This is a genomic window from Vibrio sp. 1402 (genome assembly GCF_033340275.1).
Genome location: NZ_JAWOWE010000557.1, coordinates 1 through 559, shown reverse-complemented (window position 1 = coordinate 559; position 559 = coordinate 1). Strand labels below are relative to the sequence as shown.

1 pseudogene is annotated in these 559 nt (G+C 49.4%); it reads right to left on the bottom strand.

From position 1 onward, the window contains the following. Positions 1 to 559 (bottom strand): annotated as a pseudogene (locus tag R7044_RS27230) (ribonuclease E); the annotation flags it as partial.

The following is a 559-nucleotide window of genomic DNA, read 5'->3' as shown; positions in this document are numbered from 1 at the left end:
AGTTTGGCTTTGTCATTGCTGCAGAGGCGCGGTTTGTTGCCACTTGGCTACCAGCACCTTTAGCTTGGTAGCGTTCAGCTTTAAACGGCGCTGCGGCTACTTCGATTTCACGTAGTTCTTGAGGACCAGGTGCTTTTGTCATTGGTGCGCTAGCTCGTGGCTTAGCAACAACGTTGATAACTTCAGCTTTCATCTCTGGCGCTGCTACTGGAGTTTCAACGGCAACTTCTGTTGCTGCTTCTTCCACAGTTTCTGCAACGACTGGCTCTTGAACCGGAGCTTCTTCAACAACTGTGTCTGTTGTTACTTCCGCAATAGGTGCTTCAGCCACTTCAACGATCGGCTCAACAGGAGCTTGATCAACCGCTACTGGCTCTGCCTTTTCAGGCGCTACAGCTTCAACAATCGGTGATTCAGCTTTAGCTTCTACTGTTTCTTGAACTTTAGGTTCAACAACAGGTGCTTCAGCTACCGCAGGTTGCTCACGACGGATGATGACTTTACCCATTGCCATTTCAGGGCAAGCAAAACCACCTTGCATAGCAGGTACAGCTGCAAT